At 44.8% G+C, this 23,052-nt stretch carries 20 protein-coding genes and 2 tRNA genes; 2 read left to right on the forward strand and 20 right to left on the reverse strand.

The genetic code is table 11. The features are described from left to right. Positions 1-10: 10 nt before the first annotated feature. From ACE2AL_RS18635 to rlmE, 16 genes are all read right to left on the reverse strand, one after another. Positions 11-1,939 (reverse strand): DEAD/DEAH family ATP-dependent RNA helicase, encoded by a 1,929-nt coding sequence (locus ACE2AL_RS18635; protein WP_206083237.1) that lies wholly within the window; start codon positions 1,937-1,939, stop codon positions 11-13. 171 nt (positions 1,940-2,110) lie between these two features. Continuing rightward, positions 2,111-3,028: a lipoprotein NlpI gene (nlpI, locus tag ACE2AL_RS18640; protein WP_241016799.1), complete on the reverse strand. Its 918-nt coding sequence runs from the start codon at positions 3,026-3,028 to the stop codon at positions 2,111-2,113. A 94-nt stretch (positions 3,029-3,122) separates the two neighbouring features. After that, complete coding sequence (gene pnp / locus ACE2AL_RS18645; protein ID WP_206083235.1) at positions 3,123-5,249, reverse strand: polyribonucleotide nucleotidyltransferase; 2,127 nt, start codon at positions 5,247-5,249, stop codon at positions 3,123-3,125. Between the two features lie 275 nt (positions 5,250-5,524). Further along, on the reverse strand, positions 5,525-5,794 hold the full coding sequence (rpsO, locus tag ACE2AL_RS18650; RefSeq protein ID WP_004905890.1) for a 30S ribosomal protein S15: 270 nt from the start codon (positions 5,792-5,794) through the stop codon (positions 5,525-5,527). 112 nt (positions 5,795-5,906) lie between these two features. Next, a complete protein-coding gene (truB, locus tag ACE2AL_RS18655; RefSeq protein WP_206083233.1) occupies positions 5,907-6,860 on the reverse strand; it encodes a tRNA pseudouridine(55) synthase TruB in 954 nt (317 codons plus the stop codon). After that, complete coding sequence (rbfA, locus tag ACE2AL_RS18660; protein WP_047755882.1) at positions 6,860-7,270, reverse strand: 30S ribosome-binding factor RbfA; 411 nt, start codon at positions 7,268-7,270, stop codon at positions 6,860-6,862. The genes truB and rbfA overlap by 1 nt, the downstream gene beginning before the upstream one ends. Positions 7,271-7,356: 86 nt before the next feature. Beyond that, positions 7,357-10,095 (reverse strand): translation initiation factor IF-2, encoded by a 2,739-nt coding sequence (gene infB, locus ACE2AL_RS18665; protein ID WP_206083231.1) that lies wholly within the window; start codon positions 10,093-10,095, stop codon positions 7,357-7,359. A 23-nt stretch (positions 10,096-10,118) separates the two neighbouring features. Further along, a complete protein-coding gene (nusA, locus tag ACE2AL_RS18670) occupies positions 10,119-11,627 on the reverse strand; it encodes a transcription termination factor NusA (RefSeq protein WP_206083229.1) in 1,509 nt (502 codons plus the stop codon). A 23-nt stretch (positions 11,628-11,650) separates the two neighbouring features. Next, positions 11,651-12,103, reverse strand: a complete 453-nt coding sequence (gene rimP, locus ACE2AL_RS18675) for a ribosome maturation factor RimP (protein ID WP_206083228.1) — start codon at positions 12,101-12,103, stop codon at positions 11,651-11,653. A gap of 260 nt (positions 12,104-12,363) precedes the next feature. After that, positions 12,364-12,440 (reverse strand) — tRNA-Met (locus ACE2AL_RS18680). Positions 12,441-12,499: 59 nt separating this feature from the next. Then, positions 12,500-12,589: transfer RNA gene (locus ACE2AL_RS18685), tRNA-Leu, on the reverse strand. Between the two features lie 115 nt (positions 12,590-12,704). Further along, positions 12,705-13,049, reverse strand: a complete 345-nt coding sequence (gene secG / locus ACE2AL_RS18690) for a preprotein translocase subunit SecG (RefSeq protein WP_206083227.1) — start codon at positions 13,047-13,049, stop codon at positions 12,705-12,707. 220 nt (positions 13,050-13,269) lie between these two features. After that, on the reverse strand, positions 13,270-14,607 hold the full coding sequence (glmM, locus tag ACE2AL_RS18695) for a phosphoglucosamine mutase (RefSeq protein ID WP_206083226.1): 1,338 nt from the start codon (positions 14,605-14,607) through the stop codon (positions 13,270-13,272). Between the two features lie 4 nt (positions 14,608-14,611). Further along, positions 14,612-15,448 carry a dihydropteroate synthase gene (folP, locus tag ACE2AL_RS18700; RefSeq protein ID WP_375083761.1) on the reverse strand — a complete coding sequence of 279 codons (837 nt, stop codon included), beginning with the start codon at positions 15,446-15,448 and terminating at the stop codon, positions 14,612-14,614. Positions 15,449-15,514: 66 nt separating this feature from the next. Next, on the reverse strand, positions 15,515-17,500 hold the full coding sequence (gene ftsH, locus ACE2AL_RS18705; protein ID WP_206083779.1) for an ATP-dependent zinc metalloprotease FtsH: 1,986 nt from the start codon (positions 17,498-17,500) through the stop codon (positions 15,515-15,517). A gap of 57 nt (positions 17,501-17,557) precedes the next feature. Continuing rightward, positions 17,558-18,187: a 23S rRNA (uridine(2552)-2'-O)-methyltransferase RlmE gene (rlmE, locus tag ACE2AL_RS18710; RefSeq protein ID WP_004905912.1), complete on the reverse strand. Its 630-nt coding sequence runs from the start codon at positions 18,185-18,187 to the stop codon at positions 17,558-17,560. 135 nt (positions 18,188-18,322) lie between these two features. Between rlmE and yhbY the strand changes: the two genes are divergently transcribed. Beyond that, the gene (gene yhbY, locus ACE2AL_RS18715; RefSeq protein WP_047755891.1) at positions 18,323-18,616 is read left to right on the forward strand and encodes a ribosome assembly RNA-binding protein YhbY; all 294 of its coding nucleotides are present in this window, start codon (positions 18,323-18,325) and stop codon (positions 18,614-18,616) included. A 118-nt stretch (positions 18,617-18,734) separates the two neighbouring features. Here the strand turns inward: yhbY and greA are convergent, their stop codons facing one another. After that, positions 18,735-19,211: a transcription elongation factor GreA gene (gene greA / locus ACE2AL_RS18720; protein ID WP_206083224.1), complete on the reverse strand. Its 477-nt coding sequence runs from the start codon at positions 19,209-19,211 to the stop codon at positions 18,735-18,737. A 245-nt stretch (positions 19,212-19,456) separates the two neighbouring features. On the opposite strand from greA, the gene dacB reads away from it, so the two are divergent. Further along, the gene (gene dacB / locus ACE2AL_RS18725; RefSeq protein WP_375083762.1) at positions 19,457-20,905 is read left to right on the forward strand and encodes a serine-type D-Ala-D-Ala carboxypeptidase; all 1,449 of its coding nucleotides are present in this window, start codon (positions 19,457-19,459) and stop codon (positions 20,903-20,905) included. Between the two features lie 60 nt (positions 20,906-20,965). Here the strand turns inward: dacB and cgtA are convergent, their stop codons facing one another. The 3 genes from cgtA to rplU all read right to left on the reverse strand — a co-directional run bounded on the left by cgtA (position 20,966) and on the right by rplU (position 22,891). Beyond that, entirely contained in the window at positions 20,966-22,141 is a 1,176-nt protein-coding gene (gene cgtA, locus ACE2AL_RS18730) for an Obg family GTPase CgtA (protein WP_206083221.1), read from the reverse strand. Between the two features lie 164 nt (positions 22,142-22,305). Next, positions 22,306-22,563 carry a 50S ribosomal protein L27 gene (gene rpmA / locus ACE2AL_RS18735; protein WP_004905922.1) on the reverse strand — a complete coding sequence of 86 codons (258 nt, stop codon included), beginning with the start codon at positions 22,561-22,563 and terminating at the stop codon, positions 22,306-22,308. A 19-nt stretch (positions 22,564-22,582) separates the two neighbouring features. Beyond that, a complete protein-coding gene (gene rplU, locus ACE2AL_RS18740; protein WP_004905925.1) occupies positions 22,583-22,891 on the reverse strand; it encodes a 50S ribosomal protein L21 in 309 nt (102 codons plus the stop codon). Between the last annotated feature and the right edge of the window lie 161 nt (positions 22,892-23,052).

A 23,052-nucleotide genomic window follows, 5' to 3' on the forward strand; every position in this document is an offset into this window, starting at 1 on the left:
AACCTAGCAATTACGCGTTATGACTGCTGCTACGACGACGAGGTGCCGCATTCGGGCCATCTTGGCGTGGAGCGGAATTACCACGGTCACGGTTACCACCACCACGACGTTCACCACCACCACGGCGCTCACCGCCACGGTCATTTCGACGACCTGCACCGAAACCACCTTCGCTACCACCTTCACGGCGTGGGCCACCACGACGCTCACCGCCACCGCGGCGTTCGAATGGCTGTGCATCACCGATCAGTTGCATTTGCGTTGGTTTATTCAAAATACGCGCACGGCTTAAGTGAGTTAGCACATCTGTTGGCATACCTTTTGGTAATTCAATTGTCGAGTGAGTTCCGTACAATTTGATATTACCGATATAACGGCTGCTGATATCCGCTTCGTTAGCAATCGCACCAACAATGTGACGAACTTCCACACCATCATCACGACCAACTTCGATACGGTACATTTCCATGTCACCAACATCACGACGCTCACGACGGCCACCACGTTCGCCACGCTCTGCACGGTCAAAACCGTTGCCATTGCTATTACGGTCACGACGGTCACCACCACGGCGGTCATCACGGTCATTGAATTCACGACGTGGACGACGCGGTGCATCTGGTGGCAGGATCAGAGCACGTTCACCTTGAGCCATCTTCAATAACGCCGCAGCTAACGTTTCCATATCCACATCTTCTGATGGAGACATTTTCGCTAACAGTGAACGATATTGGTCTAAATCACTGCTTTCTAATTGCTGTTGAATTTTCTCAGCAAATTTCGCCTGACGACGTTGGCTCAGCAGATCGGCATCTGGTAGCTCAACTTCAGGGATAGTCAGCTTCATGGTACGTTCAACGTTACGCAGCAGACGGCGCTCACGGTTCTCAACGAACAGTAATGCACGACCTGCACGACCTGCACGGCCAGTACGACCGATGCGGTGAACGTAAGACTCTGCATCCATTGGGATGTCGTAGTTAACCACTAAGCTAATACGCTCAACGTCCAGACCACGCGCTGCAACGTCAGTCGCGATCAAGATATCCAAACGGCCATCTTTTAAGCGTTCTAAAGTTTGTTCACGCAGTGCTTGGTTCATGTCACCGTTTAGTGCCGCACTGTTGTAGCCATTGCGTTCTAACGCTTCAGCGACTTCTAATGTTGCATTTTTGGTACGCACGAAAATAATCGCTGCGTCAAAGTCTTCTGCTTCTAAGAAACGTACTAACGCTTCATTTTTACGCATACCGTACACAGTCCAATAGCTTTGAGCAATATCTGGACGAGTTGTAATGCTAGCCTGAATACGAATTTCTTTCGGGTCTTTCATAAAACGACGTGTAATACGACGAATTGGCTCAGGCATTGTTGCAGAGAACAGCGCAGTTTGGTGTTCTGCTGGAATTTGGCTCATGATGTTTTCAACATCTTCAATGAAGCCCATACGCAGCATTTCATCAGCTTCGTCTAAGACTAAGCCTTTTAATTTAGATAAATCTAACGTGCCACGTTTCAGGTGATCAAGCAGACGACCTGGTGTACCCACAACAATTTGTGGCCCTTGGCGCAATGCACGTAATTGCACGTCATAACGTTGACCACCATACAGGGCAACAACGTTCACGCGGTTCATATGTTTAGAGAAATCGCTCATTGCTTCAGCAACTTGTACAGCCAACTCACGAGTTGGTGCAAGCACTAAAATTTGCGGAGCTTTCAAGTCTGGGTCAATGTTTTGCAGTAATGGCAAGCTAAATGCAGCGGTTTTACCACTACCTGTTTGTGCCATACCTAATACATCGTTGCCATCCATTAACAATGGAATACATTGTTGCTGGATTGGAGAGGGTTTTTCGTATCCCAGGTCGTTCAGTGCTGTCAAAATAGATGCTGATAAACCTAACTCAGCAAAAGAAATATCGGTCTCAGTAGTCATGTAAAGGTGCCTCATACATAGTGGCAGCCAGTTTACATAACCATCGGAAAATTATTTCGGTCATTTTCATTTAAAATGTGAACTGGCTCAAATTGTGTTTATTAAACGAACAAATAGGCCTTCACCCCGAGGGATGATGACTTAAAAATTTTTCAATGAAATGTTCGTCAGCTATTGCTGGCCCGATTCTAAAAGGTCGTCTTGTTCTTGGCCTAACAGCGCCAATTCCAACAATGCATAGCGGTGTTCAACAAAGCTGTGAGCGTTGTTAGCTACCGTCAGTTTGAATAACGCAAGTGCGCTATCCTTATCCCCCAGACTTAGGTAATGTTTACCTAAATAGAAGTTAGTTTCACTGAGATGCTCAGCGAGCGAAGTGTTATCCGTAGATGTTTCCTTCAAACGCGCCATCAATGTATTTTCATTGATATTGCCAAGATAGAATTCTACGATATTCCAGCCCCATTGCCCTTTCTCCGCTTGGTTGTAGCGGGCAGCAAGATTATCTTGCGCCATACGCGGGTCTATGTCTTTCTCGACGAGATAAAGCCACAGAGTACGAAAAGGATCATTTGGATCTATCTGATAATACGCCAGCAGATCATCCTGCGCTAGTTTGTACCGTTCACCGTAATATAATGCGATGCCACGATTCATCCGCGCGAAATTGTAAGTTGGATCAAGCTCTAAAACAGAATCAAACGCTTCATAGGCAGCATCATAATTGCCTGCCTGCGTAAAATATATCCCTAAAAAATTAAAAACTTCAGGAATATCAGGACGTATGGCTAACGCAGTCGAAAAATCGTTACGTGCCAGCGCCCTTAAACCGAGACTATCATACAACACACCGCGCTCATATAAAAGCTGTGCGTACTCATCATCGGTTAAAGATCGGCTCGCAAGGATTTGTTCCATACGAGCCAATATCACTTCTTGCTGTAATGAAGGTTGAAGAGGAACGGCAAATACCTCGTTCTTTCGCCAATCTTTGCTACTACATCCAATAATAACAAAAAAGATAAGCGCCAAGAGCACACGCGGGAGCGTGCGATAATCTCTCACCCGAAGACAGATACTGTTCAGCATACTCCGTCCTTACATTACCACGCTTTACAAATTATGGTTTCAGCCAATTGGCCGATAGCACCCTACAATGTAGGGTGCTGTTTTTTAGGTCAGCTTACTCTGCTGAGTCCTGTGGCTGTGCACCTGACTCTTCAGTTGGTGCAACGGCTTCTTTCATGCTCAGGCGAATACGGCCTTGACGGTCGATTTCTAATACCTTAACAGGAACTTCTTGACCCATTTGCAGGTAATCAGTCACTTTCTCTACGCGTTTATCCGCGATTTGAGAAATATGTACCAAACCTTCTTTACCGCCACCGATTGCAACAAATGCACCGAAATCAACGATACGCGTCACTTTACCTGGGTAAATGCGACCGACTTCAACTTCAGCGGTGATGTCTTCAATACGACGAATTGCTTCTTTCGCTTTCAGGCCATCAGTTGCTGCAATCTTCACAGTACCATCATCTTCGATTTCAATCGTTGTGCCAGTTTCTTCCGTTAATGCACGGATCACTGAACCACCTTTACCGATGACATCTTTGATTTTGTCTGCATTAATTTTGATTGTATAAATGCGTGGTGCAAATTCAGAGATTTCTTCACGTGGACCATTAATCGCTTGTTCCATTGTACCAAGAATGTGCAGACGCGCACCTTTTGCTTGGTTCAGAGCAACTTGCATGATTTCACGTGTGATACCTTCGATTTTGATGTCCATTTGCAGTGCACTGATACCTTCACGGCTACCTGCAACTTTAAAGTCCATATCACCTAGGTGGTCTTCGTCACCTAAGATGTCAGACAGAACAACGAAATCGTCACCTTCTTTCACCAGGCCCATTGCAATACCAGCAACAGCGGCTTTGATTGGTACACCTGCATCCATCAGTGCTAATGATGCACCACAAACAGACGCCATTGATGATGAACCATTGGATTCAGTAATTTCAGAAACAACACGGACTGTGTATGGGAAATCAGCGTGATCTGGCATCACCGCTAACACACCACGCTTCGCTAAACGACCATGACCGATTTCACGACGTTTAGGTGAACCTACCATGCCTGTTTCACCAACAGAGTATGGAGGGAAGTTGTAGTGGAACAAGAAGCGATCAGTGTATTCGCCCATTAATTGGTCGATAACTTGCGCATCACGTTCAGTACCCAGAGTTGCCGTTACCAGCGCCTGAGTTTCACCACGCGTAAACAGTGCGGAACCGTGAGTACGTGGTAAAACACCCGTACGAACGTCCAGTGCACGAACCATGTCTTTCTCGCGACCATCGATACGCGGCTCACCACGGATAACACGAGTACGAACAACTTGCTTTTCTAAGTTAGCTAAAATATCTGACACTTCAGATACATCAACGTTTTCGTCTTCCGCAACTAATACTGCAGTGACTTCTTCTTTGATTAAATCAACTTGTGCGTAACGTTCTTGTTTCTCAGTGATACGATAAGCATCACCCATGCGGCTTTCTGCTAATGCAGCCACGCGATCATGCAGGGCTTGGTTAACTGGCTCTGGCTGCCAATCCCATTTCTCTTTGCCCGCTTCTTTAACTAATTCATTGATGTTCTGAATAACAACTTGCTGTTGGTCATGGCCAAATACCACTGCACCTAACATTTGCTCTTCACTTAACAGCTCAGCTTCAGATTCAACCATCAATACTGCGTTGTCAGTACCTGCAACGACTAAATCTAAGCGGCTTTTTTTCAGTTCATCAGCCGTTGGGTTCAGAACATATTGGTCATCGATAAAACCAACACGCGCAGCACCGATTGGGCCATTGAATGGAACACCTGACAGTGCTAATACTGCAGATGCACCGATCATCGCAACGATATCTGGGTTAACTTGTGGATTAACAGACACAACGGTTGCAATAATTTGGATTTCGTTCAAGAAACCTTCTGGAAACAGAGGACGCAGTGGACGGTCAATCAAACGAGCGATTAACGTTTCACCTTCACCAGGACGACCTTCACGGCGGAAGAAACTCCCTGGGATACGGCCGGCAGCGTAAGTACGCTCTTGATAGTTAACCGTTAAAGGGAAGAAATCTTGGCCTTCTTTAACTTTTTTCTGTGCCACGGCAGTCACAAATACTGCGGTGTCATCCATGTTAACCATAACTGCGGCTGATGCTTGACGAGCAATCATGCCTGTTTCAATCGAGACGGTATGTTGACCGTACTGGAATTTACGAACAATAGGATTTAACACAATAATACCCTTTTTGTAAGGCTACCTGAGCATCTCGGGTAGCATTGGCTTATTCTTCCTACAGCCTCGCGACTAATGAGAAGATTGATATTCCAGTCATCAACGTTCTCATTAGCCGCGCGAATCGGATGTAGCGAAGAGGCATACTAAAACAGTTAATTACGACTTATAGCTTAACATTTAAGTTAAGTACAATTCGAGTATTACTTCAACTTTCAAAATAACTTTTAGAAGAAAAGGGGCCATTTGGCCCCTTTCCTCTGAAACTGACAAGATTAACGACGCAGACCCAGACGCTCGATCAGAGCTGTGTAGCGTGCGATATCTTTACCTTTCAAGTAAGCTTGTAAGCGACGACGCTGAGCAACCATACGCAGCAGACCACGACGGCTGTGGTGATCTTTTTTGTGCTCTGCAAAGTGGCTTTGCAGGTGGTTGATTTGTGCAGTCAGCAGAGCGATTTGAACTTCGCTTGAACCAGTGTCATTTTCACCGCGGCCGAACTCAGCAACGATTTTAGCTTTCGCTTCATTACTTAGAGACATAATAAACTCCAAAATGATTAATGTAAGTGATGAGAGCCAATCTCTAATTTAGCATCTCAAGATTAAGCGCCGCTATTCTACGCTGCTTAACGCCGCAAAGCAATAAGAGCCACTATGCGGATTGTTCATTTTCCACGACCAAACGCTTCGGTGCAAGGCGGCCATCTTCGCTGATAAGCGCAATACCAATAAACCGTTGCTCTTCACCACAGGTGACACGAATCATGCAACCAGCTTCAAGGCCTTGAACTGCAGCTCGCACAGGTTGCCCCTGCTTGAAATAAGCCGCTGTTTCCTCTGTAATATTCACCGCGGGAAAATGAACAACTGCGGTATCCATCGGTAGCAATAAGGCATCCAGCAAGGATTCAAATGACCCTTCTTCTGCATCCACTTTCGCTCTCAATGCCGCCAATTGTTCTAATGTCACCATGCGTTCGTAAGGGTAGTTCGCCACTTGTAATCGACGCAAATAAGTGACATGCGCACCACAACCTAACATCTCACCTAAATCATCAATGATAGTGCGAATATACGTGCCTTTCGAACAATGAACTTCAAGTTCTAACTCATTATTTTCTAAACGAATAAACAGTAATTCATAGACGGTAATTGGACGCGCTTCACGTTCGACAGTAATGCCTTTACGTGCATATTCATATAATGGACGACCTTGGTGTTTCAACGCCGAATACATTGAAGGAACTTGCAATGTATCACCACGGAAAAATTCTAAGGCATCATCCAGTTGCTGCTGTGTAAACTCTACGTTACGCTCACTGATAATTTCGCCGTGTGAATCCGACGTGTCAGTACGTTGCCCAAGACGAGCAATCACGCGATAACGCTTATCTGAATCGAGTAAAAATTGGGAAAATTTCGTTGCTTCACCAAGGCAAACAGGCAGCATACCTGTCGCAAGTGGGTCTAGTGCCCCCGTGTGTCCAGCCTTGTTAGCATTAAAAAAGCGCCGCACTTTTTGCAGCGCATCATTTGAAGAAATATCCGTGGGTTTATCCAGCAGCACTACGCCGTCAATATTACGGCCGCTACGACGACGCCCCATTATTTTTCCTCTTTATCACTAACATCCGCACGACGTTTTTCATCATCACGGATCACGTTTGACACTAAATTAGACATCCGCATGCCATCAACAAGGGAGTTGTCATATTCAAACGTTAATTCAGGAATAATACGTAAGCGCATTGCTTTCCCAATTAACGAACGAATAAAACCAGCGGCTTCATTTAATGCTTTAATACCATCTGCCACCATTTCCTCTTCACTTTTATCATTAGCGATATTGAAGAAAGTGACAAAGACTTTACCGTATGCAAGGTCGCGAGATAATTCGACACCTGAAACGGTCGCCATGCCAATACGTGGGTCTTTAATCTCACGTTGTAAAATGATCGCAATTTCTTTTTGCATCTCTTGCGCAACGCGCTGAGAACGACTGAATTCTTTTGCCATCGTTATGTCTCCTGACAATAAAGGGGGCAATCGCCCCCTTATTAACACTATTTTGTAGTCACGATACTTCGTGGGCTCTCACAAAATTAACCGTCGATAGAACGTTTAACTTCAATGACTTCGAAGACTTCGATCATATCGCCGACGCGGACGTCGTTGTAGTTCTTAACGCCGATACCACATTCCATACCGTTACGAACCTCACTGACATCATCTTTAAAGCGACGCAGAGATTCTAACTCACCTTCGTAGATAACCACGTTATCACGCAGGACACGGATTGGGTTGTTACGTTTAATGGTACCTTCTGTAACCATACAACCAGCAACTGCACCAAACTTCGGTGATTTAAACACATCACGAACTTCTGCAAGTCCAATGATTTGCTGTTTGTATTCAGGCGCCAGCATACCGCTCATCGCTTGTTTGATTTCATCAATCAGACTATAGATGACGGAGTAGTAACGTAAATCAACGCTTTCACTTTCGATGACGCGACGAGCCGATGCATCTGCACGAACGTTAAAGCCAAGGATAATTGCATTAGATGCCGCAGCCAGTGTTGCATCTGTTTCGGTGATACCACCAACGCCAGAACCGATGATTTTCACTTTAACTTCATCTGTTGACAGTTTCATCAGAGAGTCAGTGATCGCTTCACACGTACCTTGAACATCCGTTTTCAGTACGATGTTCAGTTCAGAAACTTTACCATCTTCCATGTTAGCAAACATGTTTTCCAGTTTAGATTTCTGCTGACGTGCTAATTTAACATCACGGAATTTACCTTGACGATACAGAGCAACTTCACGCGCTTTTTTCTCGTCACGAACAACAGTCGCTTCGTCACCAGCAGAAGGAACGCTAGACAGACCTAAAATCTCAACAGGCATTGATGGACCTGCAGATTGAACATCTTTACCGAGTTCGTTGCGCATTGCACGAATACGGCCATATTCAAATCCACAAAGTACGATGTCACCTTTATTCAGAGTCCCTTCTTGAACAAGGATTGTTGCCACTGGGCCACGACCTTTGTCTAAGTATGACTCAACAACCACACCGCTTGCCATGCCTGTATAAACCGCTTTCAGCTCTAAAACTTCTGCTTGCAGTAACAGCGCATCAAGTAAATCGTCAATACCAGTACCCACTTTCGCAGAGACACCGATAAATTGAGTGTCGCCGCCCCACTCTTCAGAAATAACACCGTACTGAGACAGTTCATTTCTTACGCGGTCAATATCAGCTTCTGGCTTATCAATTTTGTTCACAGCAACAACGATCGGCACACCCGCTGCTTTCGCGTGTTGGATAGCTTCGATAGTTTGTGGCATTACGCCATCGTCCGCTGCAACAACCAGAACAACGATATCTGTTGCCTGAGCACCACGAGCACGCATAGATGTAAACGCGGCGTGACCTGGGGTGTCTAGGAAGGTAATCATACCTTTGTCAGTTTGAACGTGGTAAGCACCAATGTGCTGAGTAATACCACCCGCTTCACCTGATGCCACTTTCGTTGAACGAATGTAGTCAAGTAAAGAGGTTTTACCGTGGTCAACGTGACCCATGATGGTCACAACGGGTGCACGTGGTTCTTGTGCCGCAGAACCAGTGTCACGGTCATTCATTACCGATTCTTCTAACTCGTTCTCACGACGCAGAATAACTTTATGACCCATTTCTTCTGCCACTAATTGTGCAGTTTCTTGGTCAATAACTTGGTTGATGGTTGCCATTGCACCCATCTTCATCATCGTTTTGATGACTTGAGAACCTTTAACCGCCATTTTGTTAGCCAATTCGCCAACAGTAATGGTTTCACCGATAATGACATCGCGGTTTACGGCAGCGGCTGGTTTAGTAAAGCTTTGCTGTAAAGAACTCCCTTTACGCTGTTTACCTTTCGTACGACCAGAACGACCTGCTGCACGCTCTTCTTCGCGATCAGCTTTCTCAGAAAGTTTGTTACCTTTTTTCTGACGAGGTGCTTTCGCTGTACGATTACGTGAACGACGGCCTTCTTCTTTCTCATCACTTTCATCTTCTGCAGCACGAGCGTGCGTAGAGGTGGTTGTGTGATAATCACTGTCTTCTTCAGTTTTCGTTTCAGCCGTCCATTTTTCGCCGTTTTCTTCAGCCATTTTACGAGCTTCTTCAGCAACGCGGCGCGCTTCTGCTTCAACTTTACGCTGAGTTTCTTCTTCCGCTTTGCGTTTTAATTCCGCAGCTTCGGCTTCACGGCGTTGTTTGTCGGCATTGCTTTCTGGCGCTTTGCCTGCTTTTTGTTGATTTTCGCTTGGTTTCACTTTTTCTCTTTCCGCTACTTCGCGCGTCGCTTTATCTGCTGCTTCACGTTTTGCTTTCTCTTGGGCGTCACGTTTTGCCAATTCATCCGCTTCGCGTTTTGCAGTCTCTTCTGCTAAACGTTTAGCTTGTGCTTCACGTTGTGCCAGTTCTTCAGCTTCGCGCTGTGCCTGCTCTTCCGCTTCACGCTGCGCCTGTTCTTCCGCTTTAGCTTCTTCAGCATCACGGTTCACATAAGTGCGTTTTTTGCGGACTTCAACATTTACCGATTTGCTTTTGCCACCGGTGACGGGGACGCTCAGCGTACTACGAGTTTTACGCTGTAGTGTCAATTTGCTTGGCTGACCCGCTGCTCCGCCTTGTTCACGGTTTAAGTGGTTCAGTAAAGCTTCTTTTTCAGACTGACTAACAGAGTCATTCTCACTTTTTGTGATCCCTGCTTCAGCAAATTGCTGTACCAGGCGATCAGCAGTAGTTTGAATTTCCGTTGCCAATGATTTTACAGTTTCTGTCATGCCGTTCCTTCCTGCTACAGTGTTTACGCATCGTTACCGAACCAGCAAATATTACGTGCGGCCATAATGAGCGTACCTGCTTTCTCATTATCCAGACCTTCAATATCAATCAGGTCGTCGATGCCCTGCTCAGCAAGATCTTCCAGTGTACAGATACCACGAGTTGCCAAATTATAGGCCAGAGTACGATCCATACCTTCAAGATTCAACAATTCTTCTGCTGGCTGATTATCACCAAGACTCTCTTTTTGAGCCAATTCAATGGTGGTGAGGGCCGCTTTCGCTCTTTCACGTAGAACTTCAACGGTATCTTCATCAAGACCGTCAATTTCCAGAAGTTCATTAATAGGCACGTAAGCCAGTTCTTCTAACGTCGAGAAGCCTTCTTCAACAAGTGCAGTGGCGAACTCTTCATCAATATCAAGATGCTTGGTGAATGTGTCAATAGAAGCGTGTGCTTCTGCCTGATGTTTTGCTTGCAGCTCTTCTGCGGTCATGACGTTGAGTTCCCATTTGTCATCACCACGGTGTTTCTTCAGTAACTGAGCCGCTAAACGCACGTTTTGTCCGTTACGTCCAATTGCTTGGGCTAAGTTGCTGCTTTCTACGGCAACATCCATCGTACATTTGTCTTCATCGACTACGATAGATGCAACATCAGCCGGAGCCATTGCATTAATAACGAATTGAGCTGGGTTATCATCCCATAACACAATATCAATTCTCTCGCCGCCTAATTCACTTGAAACGGCTTGAACTCGCGCACCACGCATACCAACACAAGCACCCACTGGGTCAATACGCTTATCGTTGGTTTTTACTGCGATTTTGGCACGAGAACCTGGATCACGCGCGGCAGCTTTAATTTCAATAATTTCTTCGCCAATTTCTGGCACTTCAATACGGAATAATTCAACCAGCATTTCAGGGCGAGAACGCGTAACGAAAAGTTGTGCGCCACGAGCTTCAGGACGTACATCATACAGGACTCCGCGGATGCGGTCACCTGGACGGAAGTTTTCACGTGGCAACATATCTTCACGCAAAATAACCGCTTCAGCATTGTTACCTAAGTCTAATGTGATGTTTTCACGGTTAACTTTCTTCACTTGAGCGGTGATGATTTCACCTTGATGCTCACGGAATTGGTCAACAACCATCGCACGTTCTGCTTCACGTACTTTCTGTACGATAACTTGTTTTGCTGTTTGCGTCGTAATACGGTCGAACACAACAGATTCAATTTGATCTTCAACATAACCGCCTAATTGCAGTTCTGGATCTTCAAATTGTGCTGCCTCTAACGTGATTTCACGCGTTGGCATTGTCACTTCATCAACAATTAACCAACGACGGAAAGTGTCGAAATCACCTGATTTACGGTCAATTTCAACACGGACATCGATTTCTTGCTCGTATTTCTTTTTGGTCGCCGTCGCTAATGCAGTTTCCAGAGCCTCGAAGATTTTTTCACGAGGGAGGGATTTTTCGTTAGAAACCGCTTCTACAACAGCCAGAATTTCTTTATTCATCCTAGTTGCCTCATTGAACTTTATTAAAAGTGGGGTACCAAGTTAGCTTTCTGGATGTTGCCGAGGGCGAACACCTCATCCTTACCATCTACAGTAACCGTAATCATTTCACCGTCTACGGATTTGATAATACCTTGCCATCTACGGCGGTTCTGCATCGCTATACGTAAAGCCAGAGCAACCTCTTCACCGATAAAACGCTCATAGTGAGCAACGGTGAATAATGGGCGTTCAAGCCCTGGTGACGATATTTCCAGGTTATAAATCACGGAAATTGGGTCTTCGACGTCCAATACCGCACTCACCTGATGGCTGACATCAGCACAATCATCAACAGTGATGCCTTCTTCACTATCGATGAAGACACGCAGTGTCGATGTGCGACCACGGACAAACTCTAAGCCAACAAATTCAAAGCCTAGTGCCTCCACCGGTGCTGAAATCATCTCTGTTAATTTCTGTTCTAATGTGGACAAGCCCACCCCCAGACATAAAAAAAGGGCATATAGCCCAGTTAATTCGATTGTCAAATAACAAAAAACCCCGAAATTCGGGGCTTTTGTAACTGGACCCTGTAGTGCACGGGTTCACCATGTTCTTATTATACCTTTAAAGTCTAGAGAAATCGATGAGAAATTTGAGCGCTAGGTTTGATAATAAACCTTATTACTGCATGATGACTACATCGGATAACTGTTATTGACTATGATACTAACAAGGTATGTTAAATAAGAAATGGTTGCGGGAGCTGGATTTGAACCAACGACCTTCGGGTTATGAGCCCGACGAGCTACCAAGCTGCTCCATCCCGCGTTCGAAAACGTGACATATTCTACACAGATAACCTGTAAATCACAAGCTATCTAAAATAATGGTGCCGAGGACGGGACTTGAACCCGTACGCCCGTTTTGTAGGCACTACCACCTCAAGGTAGCGTGTATACCAATTTCACCACCTCGGCACTGAGGCGAGGTTACCAATGGGACATCAATAACCTCAAATTTTTAACTTCTTACTCATTTCTGAGTTTACTGCTTAATGATGGCATAATTGCCTTCATTCGGAATCTTTAACACTTAACGAGGAATGTCGCTCGTTGGTGTAGCTGGTGCTGCCGGAACGTCTGTTGGTTGCTCGACTTTTGTAGGTTCACTAATGTTTTCCCACTTACTACCACTACCAGTTCCATACTTATTCGCAGTCATGTTGCCAAGTATTAAACTGACGATGAAAAACACAGCAGCCAAGATTCCAGTCATACGGGTCATGAAGTTACCTGAACCCGATGAACCAAACAGTGTTGCAGAAGCGCCCGCACCGAATGATGCACCCATGTCAGCACCTTTACCTTGCTGTAACATAATCAGACTAATCAGGCTGATAGCTGCTATCAAGAGGATAATTAAAAGAGCTACGTACATTTGAGTTACCTATTCAGTTGCGGTGCATAGCCTTTGCTATGACCTCTATTACTGCACACCTACTCATTCACTGCGATAAAGGAAAGCCCTTACAGGATTGAGCAGGTGCGAATACTAACCAAAGCTGAGCCGACAAGCAAGTCTATTTTGAGCTCATTTGCTTATTTGCAGAAAAAAACAACAAATCAGTGAAATATTACTCAACCTAACTTAACCGCAATTAACCTGCCGCTTTTACCGCATCAGCAATACGATTTGCCATCGCAGTGACATCAGCTTCATTTTCACCTTCAACCATGACGCGAATTAACGGTTCAGTTCCTGATTTTCTCAGCAATACACGGCCTTTGCCTGCCAATTGTTTTTCAACTTCTTCATTAGCAGCAACCACGGCATCACTTTGCAAAGGATCGTGCTTACCTTTAAAGCGTACGTTGACTAACACCTGTGGCAATAATTTCATACCGCTGCACAAGTCGTGAAGGCTCATATGATTGCGAACCATGGCGCTCAGCACCTGTAAACCCGCAACGATCCCGTCACCTGTAGTCGTTTTATCCAGCAAAATCACGTGGCCTGAGTTTTCAGCCCCCATGCGCCAGCCTTTTTCCTGTAGTTTTTCGAGTACATAGCGGTCACCCACTTTTGCACGTTCAAATGGAATGCCAAGCTGTTTCAGGGCGATTTCTAACCCCATATTACTCATCAATGTACCAACAACACCGCCTTTTAATTGACCTTGGCGTAGTGCTTCACGAGCAACAATAAAGAGGATCTGGTCGCCATCAACTTTTTCGCCGAGGTGGTCAACCATAATAATACGGTCACCATCACCATCAAACGCTAAGCCAACATGGGCTTTTTCTTCTAACACTTTTTGTTGCAACTGGCGAACATCTGTTGCACCACATTCTTCGTTGATATTGATACCGTTTGGATCGCAACCAATCGTGATAACTTCAGCACCTAATTCGCGAAATACGTTTGGTGCAATATGGTAAGTCGCCCCATTTGCGCAGTCGATGACAATTTTTAAACTAGAGAGACTTTGTTCGTTCGGGAACGTCCCTTTACAGAATTCGATGTAACGCCCCGCCGCATCCACGATACGGTTTGCACGGCCTAATTCGGCAGATTCAACACAAGTAATCGGTTTTTCCATTTCGGCTTCAATAGCTTCCTCTACTTCATCAGGAAGTTTTGTCCCATCAATAGAGAAAAATTTAATGCCATTATCATAATAAGGATTATGAGAAGCCGAAATAACAATCCCCGCTTCAGCGCGGAAAGTACGAGTCAAATAAGCAACAGCAGGGGTTGGCATTGGACCCGTAAAAGAGGCCGATAAACCCGCGGCAGCTAAACCTGCTTCTAAGGAAGACTCCAACATATAGCCAGAAATACGCGTATCTTTACCGATGATAATCTTACGTGAACCGTGACGAGCTAGCACTTTTCCTGCAGCCCAACCTAATTTTAAAACAAAATCAGGGGTAATTGGGCTGTCACCCACTTTGCCACGAATACCATCAGTACCAAAATATTTACGAGAGCTCATACGCTTATCTTTCCTTTTCTGACAGAGTCATCTGTACCACTTGCATCGCTTGTACGGTTTCTTTCACATCATGAACACGAATGATATGTGCCCCTTGCATTGCTGCAATCACTGCACAAGAGAGGCTGCCCGCGAGGCGTTCTTGCGGTGGAACATTCAATAATTGTCCAATCATAGATTTACGTGACATCCCTGCCAATAGCGGTAGTCCGAAATTATGAAATTGTTCTAAGTTTGCCAATAATTGGTAATTATGCGACAAGTTCTTCCCAAATCCAAAGCCTGGATCAAGGATTATTTGCTGCCGCTCAATTCCCGCGGCCATACAACGGGCAATTTCGCCTTCAAGATAGGTTTGTACTTCGTGTACCACATTTTCATAATTAGGTGCTTCTTGCATCGTTCTTGGCTGACCTTGCATATGCATAATGCACACGGGCAACCCCGTTTGCGCCGCCACGCGTAATGCGTCTGGTTCATGAAGTGAACGAATATCATTAATGATATGCATACCTGCTTTTGCTGCTTCAGCCATGACTTGCGCTTTCGAAGTATCAACAGAAATCCATACATCAAACTGCTTAGCAATGGCTTCCACAACAGGAACAACACGGTCTAATTCTTCATTCACTGATACCTCAGCGGCACCAGGGCGTGTTGATTCGCCACCGATATCGATAATCGTTGCACCTTCTTGTACCATTTTAGCAACATGATCTAGCGCATCATGATAAAGATTATGGGTGCCACCATCTGAAAATGAATCAGGAGTAACATTCAAAATCCCCATCACTTGCACAGTAGATAAGTCAAGGAGGCGGCCTCTGGCTTTGATATGCATATTTATTTTTCCTTAACGAAAAAAACCCCAGCGAACTGGGGCTTTATGATTTATTTTAACGACAGCTTATTGTGGCTTGTTATCGTTATTATCTGATGGGTTTGATTCACCAGAATTATTACTTGGCTCTTCAGCACTGTTCTGTGGTTCTTCAGATTGAGGTTTTTCAGCTGTTTTCTCAACATTTGATGGACCTTTACCAAATGTTCCTGTCACATTGCTGACTTTTTTGTCCTCATCCCAACCCGCAGGTTCACGTACTGGACGACGATTCATTAAATCATCAATCATTGGCATATCGATAGTTTCATATTTCAGTAATGCATCTTTCGTTGCATGCAGAATATCAATATTGTCTTCCAATGTTTTGTATGCCAATTGGTAACAGTGATCTAGGATTTTCTTGATTTCTTCATCGACAATACGCGCTGTTTCATCAGAAATTCCTGAACCATTACCAGAAGAACGACCTAAGAATGCAGGACCTTCTTCTTTCGAGTATTGCATTGGGCCTAAACGGTCTGAGAAGCCCCACTGCGTGACCATGTTACGTGCTGTATTGGTGGCAAACTGAATATCGGAAGAAGCACCTGTGGTGACTTTTTCACGACCGTAAATCAGTTCTTCAGCAATACGACCTGCATAAGCTGTTGCAATCATACCTTCGAGTTTCAAGCGGCTACGGCTCACTTCATCACCTTCTGGTAAGAAGAATGCCACACCTAACGCTTGACCACGAGGAACGATAGTTACTTTATGAACAGGGTCATGTTCTGGCATCAAATGACCGATAATCATATGGCCACCTTCGTGGTAAGCCGTTGATTCTTTTTGCTCTTCGGTCATCATCAGAGAACGACGCTCTGCACCCATCCAAATTTTGTCACGCGCTTTTTCAAATTCAACCATGGAAACGACACGCATATTTGCACGAGCCGCAAACAGAGCTGCTTCGTTAACCAAGTTTGCTAATTCAGCACCAGAGAAACCTGGTGTTGCACGCGCAAGAATGAATGTGTCTACGCTTGGGTCGATAGGCACACGACGCATATGCACTTTCAGAATTTGTTCACGGCCACGTACGTCTGGTAAACCAACCACAACTTGACGGTCAAAACGACCTGGACGTAATAACGCTGGGTCAAGAACGTCTGCACGGTTAGTTGCCGCGATAACAATAATCCCTTCGTTGCCTTCGAAGCCGTCCATCTCAACCAGCATCTGGTTCAGGGTTTGTTCACGCTCATCGTGACCACCACCTAAACCAGCACCACGTTGACGACCCACGGCATCGATTTCATCAATAAAGATGATACAAGGCGCTGCTTTTTTCGCTTGTTCGAACATATCACGAACACGAGAAGCACCCACACCCACGAACATTTCGACGAAATCGGACCCCGAAATAGTGAAGAATGGCACTTTTGCTTCGCCTGCGATAGCTTTCGCAAGTAAGGTTTTACCTGTACCTGGAGGGCCTACCATCAGGACGCCTTTAGGAATTTTACCACCCAGTTTTTGGAAGCGAGCGGGTTCACGCAGGAACTCGACTATCTCACCCACTTCTTCTTTGGCTTCGTCACACCCAGCAACGTCTGCAAATGTTGTTTTGATCTGATCTTCTGTCAGCATGCGGGCTTTACTTTTGCCGAATGACATTGCCCCTTTGCCGCCGCCACCTTGCATTTGGCGCATAAAGAAAATCCAGACACCAATCAACAGAAGCATTGGGAACCAGGAAATGAAAATAGATGTCAGTAAGCTAGGTTCTTCTGGTGGTTCACCAACGACAGTCACATGCTTATTCAGCATGGTGTCTAACAGCTTCTCGTCCTGCATAGGAAGATAAGTTGTATAGCGGCTATTATCAGCCTTTCTGACGTTCAATTCACGACCTGTGATACGAACTTCACGTACCTGATCCTGGGCTAACTCATTGATAAACGTAGAATAATCAACTCTGCGACTATTCGAATCGCTTGGGCCAAAACTCTGGAACAAGGACATCAGAACAACTGCGATGACTAACCAGAGAATCAGGTTTTTCGCCATGTCACTCAAGGGATTAACCTCATATTACAACTGTGTTAACAAATAACGCTCAGGGTACTATAGTTTTAGTCCTGTCGCTACAATGTATACTTCACGCGATCGAGCCCGCGAAGATTCAGGTTTACGAACTTTTACTTTCGTAAACAGGGAACGGATATCCCTAAGGTAGTCATCAAAGCCTTCTCCCTGAAACACTTTGACAATGAAACTTCCTCCAGGTGCCAATACTGCACGGCACATATCCAATGCTAATTCAACCAGATACATAGAGCGAGGAATATCAACAGCCGGTGTCCCACTCATATTTGGCGCCATGTCAGACATGACCACCTGTACTTTTTTGTCGCCAACTCGTTCGAGCAAAGCGGCGAGCACTGCTTCGTCACGAAAATCCCCTTGAAGGAAATCCACGCCAACGATTGGGTCCATCGGTAATAAGTCACATGCAATCACTCGACCATTATGACCTATTTGACTAACAACGTATTGTGACCAACCCCCTGGGGCGGCACCTAAATCAACAACGGTCATACCTGGTTTAAAAATTTTATCACCTTGCTGGATTTCCTCCAGTTTAAACCATGCACGTGAGCGTAACCCTTTCTTTTGTGCTTGCTGAACATATTTATCACTAAAATGCTCTTGCAACCAGCGACTTGAGCTTGCCGAACGTTTTTTATTGGCCATTGTGCTTTCCAACTATACTAAAAGATCTACAACGATATTGCTGCTTCTTTACCATCGAACAGATATAATTGATGGTGATAGATATCAGATGGCGGTAGAATAAGCCATTTTCAATACTAACCAAGCAAAAAATCGATGAATCTTAATAAAAAACAAATTCAGCACCTTAAAAGTCTCGCTCACCACTTAAACCCTGTTGTTATGATTGGCAACAACGGATTAACCGAAGGTGTCTTGGCTGAGATTGAAATCTCACTAGCACATCATGAGCTTATCAAAGTCAAAATCGCAGGCGAAGATCGTGATACTAAAAATTTGATCGCTGATGCGATTGTTCGCGAAACTGGTGCAGTAAATGTACAAATTATCGGTAAAATTCTTGTTATCTATCGCCCGTCGGCAGATCGCAAAATCATTTTACCTAAATAATAACCCATCATTTATATAAAAATGCCATTGAAAGCACGTTTTATATGAAGAAAAAGGCCGCCTGCGGCCTTTTTCGTTAAATCAGGGAAATAATATAGCTAATTCAGGGAAATAGGAATCAGATATACTCAACTTTAAGAATTTCGAACTCAACATCTCCGCCTGGGGTTTTGATTGAGACCACGTCATCGACCTCTTTCCCAACCAAACCACGCGCTATTGGTGAGTTAACAGAAATTAAATTCACTTTGATATCCGCTTCGTCATCACCCACAATACGATACGTCAGCTCTTCATCAGTATCAACATTCAATACCGTTACTGTTGCACCGAAAATTACACGGCCATTGTTGACCATTTTGGTCACATCAATGACTTGTGCGTGTGAAAGTTTCCCTTCGATTTCTTGAATACGGCCTTCACAAAAGCCTTGCTGCTCACGAGCTGCATGATATTCCGCATTTTCTTTTAAATCACCATGTTCACGCGCTTCAGCGATTGACGCAATGATTTCTGGACGGCGGACCGATTTCAGGAACTCAAGTTCCTCTCTTAGTTTGTCCGCACCAAATACCGTCATCGGGATCTGTTTCATTAATAAATACCTCGGTTTCAATCCTATCTAAAAACAAGTATCTTCCTGATTTTGTAACAACAGTACACCGAGCACCTCTGAATACCAGGGGGGCTCCAAGTAAATAACTCAATCAGACTCATGTACTCATTTATCTTATCATAATGTACGTTATTTTAACTGAGACTTAATAACGGGTCATCGTTTACTTTATAAGGCATTACACTTTAGTATGTGCAGTATGTCCACTTTAATGCGTGAAATCTATGTCATTACTTAACTTAACCAGAAAATGGATACTCACTTTCGGGATTACCTTAGCCAGTAGTCAAGTTCTTGCTATCCCCATTGATGAGTACAAGCAACACCTGCCAGACGGCACTAACCTCGCTCTGGTTGCGCAGAAAGTGGGAAGTAACACCCCATTAATTGATTATAACGCACAACAAATGGCGCTCCCTGCAAGTACACAAAAAGTGGTTACTGCACTCGCCGCCTTATTGCAATTAGGGCCTGATTACCGTTTTGTCACCAATTTCGAAACCAGCGCCAAATTGAATAATAATACATTGTCGGGGGATTTAGTCATTCGCTTTAGTGGCGACCCAACACTGACCCGCCAACAAATTCGCAATATGGCGAATGCATTGAAACAAATTGGGATCCATAAAGTTGACGGGGACTTAATTGTCGATATTTCTGCATTCGCTAGCCACGATAAAGCACCTGGCTGGGTGTGGAATGATATGACTCAGTGTTTTAGCGCTCCTCCAGCAGCCGCAATTATTGACCGAAACTGTTTTTCTGTTTCCCTTTACCCTGCTGAGCGTGCTGGCGATATGGCGTTTATCAAAACTGCCAATTTTTACCCTGTGAATATGTTTAGTGAGGTCAAAACGCTCGCTAAAGGCTCACCTGAGGCGCGCTACTGTGAGTTGGACGTCGTACCTGGGGAGTTAAACCGCTACACACTAACAGGCTGCCTGACTCAACGTAGTGAACCACTTCCCCTTGCTTTTGCCGTACAAAATGGGGCGAGCTATTCAGGGGCAATTGTTAAAAATGAATTAAAAACTGCGGGTATTGAACTGACTGGTAATGTGAAAAAACGCACGCAGCCAACCACACAGTCACAAGTGTTGGTTAAAACGGAATCTAAGCCTCTTCATGATTTACTCAAGGTGATGCTTAAAAAATCTGACAATATGATCGCCGATACTGTTTTTCGGACGATTGGTCGCGAATATTATGGCATTCCAGGTACATGGCGATCAGGATCCGATGCTGTTAGACAAGTGTTAAAACAAAAGGCAGGGATCGACCTTGGTAATACAGTGATGGTGGATGGATCTGGGCTTTCGCGCCATAACTTGATCACGCCAGCAACGATGATGGAGATCCTTCAGTTTATAGCCAAAAATGATCAACAACTTGATTTCATTTCCATGCTCCCTCTCGCTGGACATGATGGCACATTACGCTACCGTGGAGGCTTCGATGAAGCAGGCGTAAATGGAAAAGTTTCAGCGAAAACAGGTGCATTACAAGGAGTGTATAACCTCGCAGGCTTTATTACCACCGCGAGCGGGCAACGCGTTGCATTTGTGCAGTTTATCTCTGCTTATGCGGTTCCACAAAGCCAGCAACGTAGCCGCCGAGTACCATTAGTTCGTTTCGAGAGCCGGTTATATAAAGACCTGTATAAAAACAACTAATTGCTAAGTTTCATTCATTAAAAAAGGCGCTTTTGCGCCTTTTTGTATTTCTAAGATAAATTATTTTTGGTAAATGATTTCGACACCTTCATCGTCATCTTCATCCCAATCATCATCCCAGTCATCGTCAACGTCTTCAGCACCTGAAAGTTGCTCTTTGTGGTAATCATCCCACATAAACTCGACTTTCTCTGGCTGTTGGACATCTTCAGTCGTTGCCATATCACGAGGTTGAGTATTCATAAATTCCATGATATCCCAGCACAGTGCTTTCACACCTTCATGGTTAACCGCTGAAATCATGTAGAATTTATCTTCCCAGCCCATTGCTTTGGCAATTTCGGCTGCACGTATTGCAGATTCTTCTTCGCCTAAGATATCAATCTTATTGAAGACTAACCAACGTGGTTTCGCTGCCAATTTTTCACTGTATTTTTCTAATTCGCTGATGATGATCTGCGCATTTTCAACAGGATCTGACTCATCGATCGGGCAAATATCGATCAGGTGCAGCAAGACGCGGCAACGTTCTAAATGTTTTAGGAATTGGATCCCAAGCCCTGCACCTTCCGCAGCGCCTTCGATCAACCCAGGAATATCCGCCACAACGAAGCTTTGTTCGTTGTCCATACGCACCACGCCTAGGCTTGGTACTAATGTGGTAAATGGATAATCTGCCACTTTTGGTTTTGCCGCGGAGACAGAACGAATGAATGTGGACTTCCCTGCATTAGGCATTCCCAACATCCCAACATCTGCTAACAGCATCAATTCTAACAGTATTTCGCGAGTCTCACCTTTCGTACCCATAGTACGTTGGCGTGGAGCACGGTTTACTGATGATTTAAAGCGAGTATTCCCAAGGCCATGGAAACCGCCCTTAGCGACCATGTGGCGCTGTTCATGGCGCGTCATATCACAAAGTACTTCATTAGTGCCAAGATCGCGTACACGCGTACCTACGGGCACCTTCACTGTGATATCTTGACCACGTTTACCTGTACATTCACGGCTTTGGCCATTTTGACCACGTTCTGCACGGAATGATTTTTCAAAACGGTAATCGATTAACGTGTTGAGGTTTTCGTCTGCTTGTAAGTAAACATCCCCACCATCGCCACCGTCACCACCGTCTGGCCCCCCTTTCGGGATATATTTTTCACGGCGGAAGCTGACACAACCATTGCCACCATCTCCTGCCACGACCAATATTTTGGCTTCATCTACAAATTTCATATTTCTCTCTCCGCTTCTGAGCCGCATAACGCTGGATGGCTGTTCTACTCAGAGATGGTGTATCTTTAATATGTGTGTAGTTCATTAAAGATCAAATATCTGAATATAAAAAGCCCCGCAAAAAGTTTTGCAGGGCTTTAAGTCTGAATTAAAGATCAGAAAACTTATTCAGCTTCGATGCTGATAAATTTACGATTGTTAGGACCTTTAACTTCAAATTTCACTTTACCATCCGCTAATGCGAACAGAGTGTGGTCACGGCCACAACCTACGTTGTTACCTGCGTGGAACTTAGTACCACGTTGACGAACGATGATGCTACCTGCTAATACAGCTTCACCACCAAAACGCTTAACACCTAAACGTTTTGCTTCTGAGTCACGACCGTTACGAGTCGAACCACCAGCCTTTTTGTGTGCCATTAATCTGCTCTCCTAAATCTTAAGCGATGACAGTGATCTTAACATCAGTGAACCACTGACGATGACCCTGTTGTTTACGGCTATGTTTACGACGACGGAATTTGACGATTTTTACTTTCTCGCCACGACCGTGTGCAACCACTTCCGCTTTCACTTTAACGCCTTCAACGACAGGAGCGCCGATTTGGATCTCATCGCCATTAGCAACCATTAAAACTTGATCAAATTCAACAGTTTCACCTGTTGCGATGTCCAGCTTTTCTAGGCGGACAGTTTGACCTTCGCTAACTCGGTGTTGTTTACCACCACTTTGGAAAACCGCGTACATATTAACTCCGCTTTCCGCGTACTCGCTAAATATTTCAATTCCAGAGCACGCTATAAAATATTCACAATAGGGCGCGAATTCTACGCAAAAAAGCATCAGAACACAAGCCAATAATGCGGTTAGATGACAAAAAATACGACTTTTTTCTCAACAACCTCTTT

Source organism: Providencia xihuensis, from assembly GCF_041953405.1.
Taxonomy (GTDB): Bacteria; Pseudomonadota; Gammaproteobacteria; order Enterobacterales; family Enterobacteriaceae; genus Providencia; species Providencia vermicola.

What these genes read in the sequence shown, in the direction of transcription:
- ACE2AL_RS18635 (WP_206083237.1), bottom strand. Translation starts at nt 1,939, where the DNA reads ATGACTACTGAGACCGATATTTCTTTTGCTGAGTTAGGTTTATCAGCA.
- nlpI (WP_241016799.1), bottom strand. Translation starts at nt 3,028, where the DNA reads ATGCTGAACAGTATCTGTCTTCGGGTGAGAGATTATCGCACGCTCCCG.
- rpsO (WP_004905890.1), bottom strand. Translation starts at nt 5,794, where the DNA reads ATGTCTCTAAGTAATGAAGCGAAAGCTAAAATCGTTGCTGAGTTCGGC.
- truB (WP_206083233.1), bottom strand. Translation starts at nt 6,860, where the DNA reads ATGGGGCGTCGTCGTAGCGGCCGTAATATTGACGGCGTAGTGCTGCTG.
- rbfA (WP_047755882.1), bottom strand. Translation starts at nt 7,270, where the DNA reads ATGGCAAAAGAATTCAGTCGTTCTCAGCGCGTTGCGCAAGAGATGCAA.
- infB (WP_206083231.1), bottom strand. Translation starts at nt 10,095, where the DNA reads ATGACAGAAACTGTAAAATCATTGGCAACGGAAATTCAAACTACTGCT.
- nusA (WP_206083229.1), bottom strand. Translation starts at nt 11,627, where the DNA reads ATGAATAAAGAAATTCTGGCTGTTGTAGAAGCGGTTTCTAACGAAAAA.
- secG (WP_206083227.1), bottom strand. Translation starts at nt 13,049, where the DNA reads ATGTACGTAGCTCTTTTAATTATCCTCTTGATAGCAGCTATCAGCCTG.
- glmM (WP_206083226.1), bottom strand. Translation starts at nt 14,607, where the DNA reads ATGAGCTCTCGTAAATATTTTGGTACTGATGGTATTCGTGGCAAAGTG.
- folP (WP_375083761.1), bottom strand. Translation starts at nt 15,448, where the DNA reads ATGCATATCAAAGCCAGAGGCCGCCTCCTTGACTTATCTACTGTGCAA.
- ftsH (WP_206083779.1), bottom strand. Translation starts at nt 17,500, where the DNA reads ATGGCGAAAAACCTGATTCTCTGGTTAGTCATCGCAGTTGTTCTGATG.
- rlmE (WP_004905912.1), bottom strand. Translation starts at nt 18,187, where the DNA reads ATGGCCAATAAAAAACGTTCGGCAAGCTCAAGTCGCTGGTTGCAAGAG.
- yhbY (WP_047755891.1), top strand. Translation starts at nt 18,323, where the DNA reads ATGAATCTTAATAAAAAACAAATTCAGCACCTTAAAAGTCTCGCTCAC.
- greA (WP_206083224.1), bottom strand. Translation starts at nt 19,211, where the DNA reads ATGAAACAGATCCCGATGACGGTATTTGGTGCGGACAAACTAAGAGAG.
- dacB (WP_375083762.1), top strand. Translation starts at nt 19,457, where the DNA reads ATGTCATTACTTAACTTAACCAGAAAATGGATACTCACTTTCGGGATT.
- cgtA (WP_206083221.1), bottom strand. Translation starts at nt 22,141, where the DNA reads ATGAAATTTGTAGATGAAGCCAAAATATTGGTCGTGGCAGGAGATGGT.
- rpmA (WP_004905922.1), bottom strand. Translation starts at nt 22,563, where the DNA reads ATGGCACACAAAAAGGCTGGTGGTTCGACTCGTAACGGTCGTGACTCA.
- rplU (WP_004905925.1), bottom strand. Translation starts at nt 22,891, where the DNA reads ATGTACGCGGTTTTCCAAAGTGGTGGTAAACAACACCGAGTTAGCGAA.